The following is a 5,956-nucleotide window of genomic DNA, read 5'->3' as shown; positions in this document are numbered from 1 at the left end:
CAGCGTTGGGGTATGTCAGCCCAGTTGAGTACGAAAGTATGTAGTTATGTACTGTCTACTTTTTGTGGGGTACAACAGTAAAGCGGGTAAAATAGGCATTATTCTGTTTATCCGCTCTCTCTAGCTATCGGTTTTCATCCTCGTTAAAATCAGTTCTTTCTGTCCCGATTCTTTGCCAAATCAGCTGTAAAACATGCCAAGGTTCGTGGGTTTCCTCATTCTGTTTCAGTGCTGGTTCGTGGTTAGTTTTGCGGGCTCAAAGTGTGGAAAGCGCAAGGCTAACGAAAGTCCCGATTTGCTGATGGTTTCTTTCGTTCGGCTTCCCAGGTTCAAAAGCATTTTTGGTCGCTGCTCATCACCATTTTTCGCTTGTTGAAGCTTGGTCTGTAACATCGCTGGCTCTGCAAATTCGTGAACACTGTTGGGTTCTTTGGTTTTGGCTATTTCTTCGGTCGTACAGCCTTAGTTTTTCGTGGTAACGTTGGCTTATGTGGCTGAATTTACATAACAAAGCATTTAAGACGGATTCTCAACGCTTGGCAATTTCAGCCTAGGTCAGCTTCAGTGTTAAATGTGGCAAGATTTAAGGTTGGGTGGTCGCGTTGTTCACCACTTAATGCGGCGTTATGTTTTAATGGAATTTCAATGGCTTAAATGCCTTTGAGTCGTTCTTTCCCCCTTAGGCTACTCGTAGGGCGTAGACTCAGCAAATCAGCATTGTCGCCCCGTTCTTAAACCACTTAGCCCGTAAAACATGCCAAGGTTCGTGGGTTGCTTCATTCTAGTTTTCAGGTGGTTTGGTCGTCTTGTTTCTCTGGCTCAAAGTCGCTTTGGGCGTATTTCCCAATCAGCTAATAACCTTGGCAGTTGCCTCGGCAAATCACCATTGTTCTTCGCTGTTGTTGCTAAGAAAGGGCGCTTGTTGAGGCTTGATCGAGTTACCTCATTAGCAGGGAAGTGGACTTACTCGTTTCTGCTCTTGTGCATCTGGCGGTCAAGTGAGTTTGAGCTTGTGATTTAGTTCAGAAATCTAGCTTTGTATCTCAGTTCTTTGCCAAGTAAATCAACGAATTGTGCTAAAACATAACAAAGCATTTAAGACGGATTCTCAACGCTTGGCAATTTCAGCCTAGGTCAACTTCAGTGCTAAATGTGGCAAGGTTTAAGCTTGGGTGGTCGCGTTGTTCACCACTTAATGCGGCGTTATGCTTTTTTCTGAAAATCGTAAATATGAGCGATTTATCAATGGTTTGATAGACTTTTGACTTGATGGTGAAGGAGAGTTTTGGATGGGAACTATAATAGGCTTAGCTGTTTTAGCTGCGATAGATTGGTATCTTTTTCGTAAAACAGGACTTCATATACATCAGCTAATTGCTAAAAAGTATGCAGAGTATTTGGATGGTAAAGAAAATCGCAAATAGAGTTTTTGGGCAACAGCCTTACTCTATATGACGAGTGATTATTACCATGTGGGTATGAATGACAAATTGGTATTGCTTCATATTGGAGCAATGTGAGGTTTGAAAATTTGTTTACTCTGCCTGCTGATAGCACAAGCATAACAAAGCGTTTAAGACGGACTCCCAACGCTTGGTGCTTTCGGCTTTCTTCAGTTTAAGTGTTTATGTCACAATGGTTTAGGTAAGGTGGTTGGCGTTGCTCGCCACTTAACGCGGCGTTATGTAAAGCGGGTAAAATCGGTATTATTCTGTTTATTCGCTCTCTCTAGCTATCGGTTTGCATCCTCGTCAAAATCAGCTCTTTCTGCCCCGATTCTTTGCAAAATTAGCCGCAAAACATGCCAAGGTTCGTGAGTTTCCTCATTCAGTTTCAGTGTTGGTTCGTGGTTAGTTTTGCGGGCTTAAAGTGCGGAAAGGGCAAGGTTAACGAAAGTCCCCATTTGTTGATGGTTTCTTGCGTTAGATTTCCCGGATTCAAAAGCATATTTGATCGCTGGTCATCACTATTTTTTGCTTGTTGCAGCTTGGTTTGTAACATTGCTGGCTATGCAAATTCGTGAACACTGTTGGGTTCTTTGGTTTTGGCTATTTCTTCGGTCGTACAGCCTTGGTTTTTCATGGTAACTTTGGCTTATGTGGCTGAATTTACATAACAAAGCGTTCAAGACGGATTCCCAACGCAAGGCGTTTTCGGCTTACTTTGGGTTAAGTGTTTATGTCACAATGGTTTAGGCTGGGTGGTTGGCGTTGCTCACCACTTAACGCGGCGTTAAGTGCTAGACTGTCATCCATCTGCTCCGGTCTGCTTGTGTTTAAGACCTTGTGCCCCAATGTCTTGTGGAAGATAAGAATAGGATTTTACTAATGGATTTACTTCTAATGTCTTTGTTAACTTCGCAAGAATTTCAAATATTAATGTATTGCGCTATCGCAGGTTCCATTGGTGGGTTTATCAAATCCATAGTGATAGCTTACAATTTTGATGTGCCTCATTATCACCAAGACAAATTTAACGCAAAGGACTGGAGTGCAGCAGGCGCAAACGTTTTTTCTCGGTGTTTTTTAGGATGCGTAAGTGGATTAATGTATGCTCTACTTATGTTCGATGCTATTAAGATTGAAAAAGGTGCTGTGGCAAAATTAATAGTAGTTGCTGTAGTTATTGGATATTTAGCTCCTGAATTATGGAAGTCTCAAGAAAAAAAGCTGTTAGAGAAATTCAGTAAAGAAATACAATCAACAATGACTTCTTCAAATGATAAGAAAGGCTAACTTTCAATTTCGCACTTAACAAAGCATTTAAGACGGATTCTCAACGCTTGGCAATTTCAGTTCATGTCAGCTTTAGTGCTAAATGTTGCAAGGTTTAAGGTTGGGTGGTCGCGTTGTTCACCACTTAATGCGGCGTTATGCAATGAGAGCAAAAATCGGTAGTAATCGTCTTATTGGTTCTCTTTGGCTATCCGCTTTTTTCTATCGGCAAAGCGGCATTGTCGTCCCCAATTCTTGAATCTCTCTAGCCGTAAAACATGCCAAGTTTCGTGGGTTGCCTCATTCAGTTTTCGATCTGGTTGGTGGTGATTTTTGCGGGCTTAAAGTGTGGAAAGGGCAAGGTAAACGACAGCCCAAACTTGCTGAAGCTCTGGCACTTTTAGTTATTTGTCGCAAAAGCCTTTTTACGCGCTGAAGTTGAGTGTCATTTACTGGTTGAGGCTTTAGGTTTTTTAAGTTCGTGAACTTCGTAGAGTTCTGTTGTTTTGGGAACTGTTTTTGGCTTAATGGCTTTGGTTTCTGTGGTAAGTTGCAGGCTATGTCGCTGAATTTGCATAACAAAGCATTTAAGAAGGATTCGCAACGCTTGGCGAATCTCGTTTAAATTCAGCAGTAGTGTTTTAGGTGGTTTGTCGAGGCTGTAGTGTTGGGCGTCGCTCACCTCTTAATGCGGCGTTATGTTTTAATGGAATTTCAATGGCTTAAATGCCTTTGAGTCGTTCTTTGCCCCTTTGGCTACTCGTTGGGAGTAGACTCAGCAAATCACCATTGTCGCCCCGTTCTTAAACCACTTAGCCCGTAAAACATGCCAAGGTTCGTGGGTTGCTTCATTCTAGTTTTCGGGTGGTTTGGTCGTATTGTTTCTCTGGCTCAAAGTCGCTTTGGGCGTATTTCCCAATTAGCCAATAACTTTGGCAGTTGAGTCGGCAAATCGCCATTGTTCTGCGCTGTTGTTGCTAAGAAAGGGCGCTTGTTGAGGCGCGATCGAGTTGCCTCATTAGCAGGGAAGTGGACTTACTCGTTTTTGGTTTGGCGCATCTGCCGGTCAAGTGAGTTCGAGCTTGTGATTTGGTTCAGAAAACTAGGTCTACACTTCAGTTCTTTGCCAAGTAAATCAACGAATTGTGCTAAAACATAACAAAGCATTTAAGACGGATTCTCAACGCTTGGCAATTTCAGTTCAGGTCGGCTTCAATGCTAAATGTGGCAAGGTTTAGGCTTGGGTGGTTGCGTTGTTCACCACTTAATGCGGCGTTAGCATACATGGTGAAAATTATGAGTGAGAAAGAAATTAGTATTACAAAAGATGGTGTTGTACTAAAAGGTGAAATAGTTGATGCTGTCTCTGCACCACTTTCCACTGTATGTAAAACGGCAGATACTATCCTACAAGTTGTAGATAATGTAGTTGGACTTCCCGCAGATTATCTAAATCTTCATTTAAAATCTTTTCGAAAGGCGTATGCAGAAGGGTATGAGAAAATACCTCGAAAACAGCGTATAGAGCCTTCCTTGAGGCTTGGCTGTAACATTCTCAAAAATGTCGCTTATTCAGCAGAAGAACCAGAGCTACAAAAGCTATTCGCACAATTATTATTGTCGGCATCTGATGTAGAGTATGCTTCCAGCGTTCATCCTAGTTACGCTTCAGTGATTAGCGAAATGACATCTCTGGAAGCTAATGTTCTCAGCGTTCATTTTGGGCGAGCTTCTACGGAGTTAGCCATAACAAGTGAGCAAGCGGAAAAGGCATACTCTAATTTAATTCGTTTGGGTTTAATCACTTTTAGAGCTCGAGCTTATTCTGAGAAAGAGTTAGTCCAGTTTGTTGGTAAAAGACACTATTCAGTACCGAGTAGACAAGAGGACTTCAGAAAATTAGTTGTTGATGTCATCAATGATCTTCAAAAGCTAAAGAATTCGGTTATTGAAGACAAACGCAGATCTACAAAGCCTTCGCGTAAAGAGTTAGTTTTGACTAAGTTTGGGTTGGATTTTGTTCACACTGTTTGCAGAAATGTATGCTAACAAAGCATTTAAGAGTGATTCGCAACGCTTGGCAGTTTCGCTTCGCTCAAGTATAGCCAAGCGCCGCTCACACCTTAATGCGGCGTTAGCTGTCATGCGTATATGGTGCGTATCGACAACAAATCTGTTTATATTTCAATGTGCAATAAGTTTCGATGTGGCGGTATAATTCGGGGTGAATATAATAGAGTTGAGATGTCATCTTGATTAAGTGCTATGTACGTTTGAATAACGGAACCATAACCGAAGCATACAAAACGGGAAGAACCCATAAAGCAAGCTGTAAAGTGGAAGGGACTCGCATTGTGAGCAAGTATACTTACGTTTCGTTCGAAGATAACCCCGCTGCAAAAGAATACATGTTTAGTGATTCAAAATTCGTGTCTGACGAAGAATATGCAGAGTTACTCAAATGGTAATATATCGGTGGTTCTCAAGGCAGCTAACAAAGCGTTTAAGACGGATTCCCAACGCTTGGCATTTACAGCTTACTTTGGGTTAAGTGTTTACGGCACAATGGTTTAGGTAGGGTGGTGGCGTTGGTCACCACTTAACGCGGCGTTATGTTTTAATGTAATTTCAATGGCTTAAGTGCCTTTGAGTCGTTCTTTGCCCCTTTAGCTATTCGTTGGGAGTAGACTCAGCAAATCACTATTATCGATCCATTCTTAAATCCCTTAACCCGTAAAACATGCCAAGGTTCGAGGGTTGCTTCATTTGAGTTTTCGGGTGGTTTGCTCGTCTTGTTTCTCTGGCTCAAAGTCGCTTTGTGCGTATTTCCTAATCAGCCAATAACCTTGGCAGTTGCCTCGGCAAATCACCATTGTTTTGCGCTGTTGTTGCTAAGAAAGGGCGTTTGTTGAGGCTTGATCGAGTTGCCTCATTAGGAGGGAAGTGGACTTACTCGTTTCCGGTTTGGCGCATCTGCCGGTCTAGTGAGTTCTAGCTTGTGATTTGGTTCAGAAATCTAGGTTTGCATCTCAGTTCTTTGCCAAGTAAATCAGCGATTTGTGCTAAAACATAACAAAGCATTTAAGACGGATTCTCAACGCTTGGCAATTTCAGCTTAGGTCGGCTTTAGTGCTGAATGTGGCAAGGTTTAGGCTTGGGTGGTCGCGTTGTTCACCACTTAATGCGGCGTTATGCAATGAGAGCAAAATTGGTAGAAATCGTCTTTTTTGTTCCCTCCGGCT

3 protein-coding genes are annotated in these 5,956 nt (G+C 42.2%); all 3 read left to right on the top strand.

All coding sequences use genetic code 11. The features are described 5' to 3' along the window. The first annotated feature begins 1,289 nt into the window (after positions 1–1,289). The 3 genes from H2O73_RS22235 to H2O73_RS20035 all read left to right on the top strand — a co-directional run bounded on the left by H2O73_RS22235 (position 1,290) and on the right by H2O73_RS20035 (position 4,763). Positions 1,290–1,424: a hypothetical protein gene (locus tag H2O73_RS22235; protein ID WP_009387485.1), complete on the top strand. Its 135-nt coding sequence runs from the start codon at positions 1,290–1,292 to the stop codon at positions 1,422–1,424. A gap of 903 nt (positions 1,425–2,327) precedes the next feature. After that, a complete protein-coding gene (locus H2O73_RS20040; RefSeq protein WP_182110697.1) occupies positions 2,328–2,735 on the top strand; it encodes a hypothetical protein in 408 nt (135 codons plus the stop codon). Positions 2,736–4,010: 1,275 nt separating this feature from the next. After that, positions 4,011–4,763: an Abi-alpha family protein gene (locus tag H2O73_RS20035; protein WP_182110696.1), complete on the top strand. Its 753-nt coding sequence runs from the start codon at positions 4,011–4,013 to the stop codon at positions 4,761–4,763. The last annotated feature ends 1,193 nt before the right edge of the window (positions 4,764–5,956 follow it).

This window comes from Vibrio marinisediminis (assembly GCF_014050145.1).
Taxonomy (GTDB): Bacteria; Pseudomonadota; Gammaproteobacteria; order Enterobacterales; family Vibrionaceae; genus Vibrio; species Vibrio marinisediminis.
The sequence above is the reverse complement of the archived record's forward strand: the minus strand, read 5'-3'. Positions and strand labels throughout refer to the sequence as shown.

Coding starts and splice junctions, on each gene's coding strand:
- H2O73_RS20035 (WP_182110696.1), top strand. CDS start 4,011: ATGAGTGAGAAAGAAATTAGTATTACAAAAGATGGTGTTGTACTAAAA.
- H2O73_RS22235 (WP_009387485.1), top strand. CDS start 1,290: ATGGGAACTATAATAGGCTTAGCTGTTTTAGCTGCGATAGATTGGTAT.
- H2O73_RS20040 (WP_182110697.1), top strand. CDS start 2,328: ATGGATTTACTTCTAATGTCTTTGTTAACTTCGCAAGAATTTCAAATA.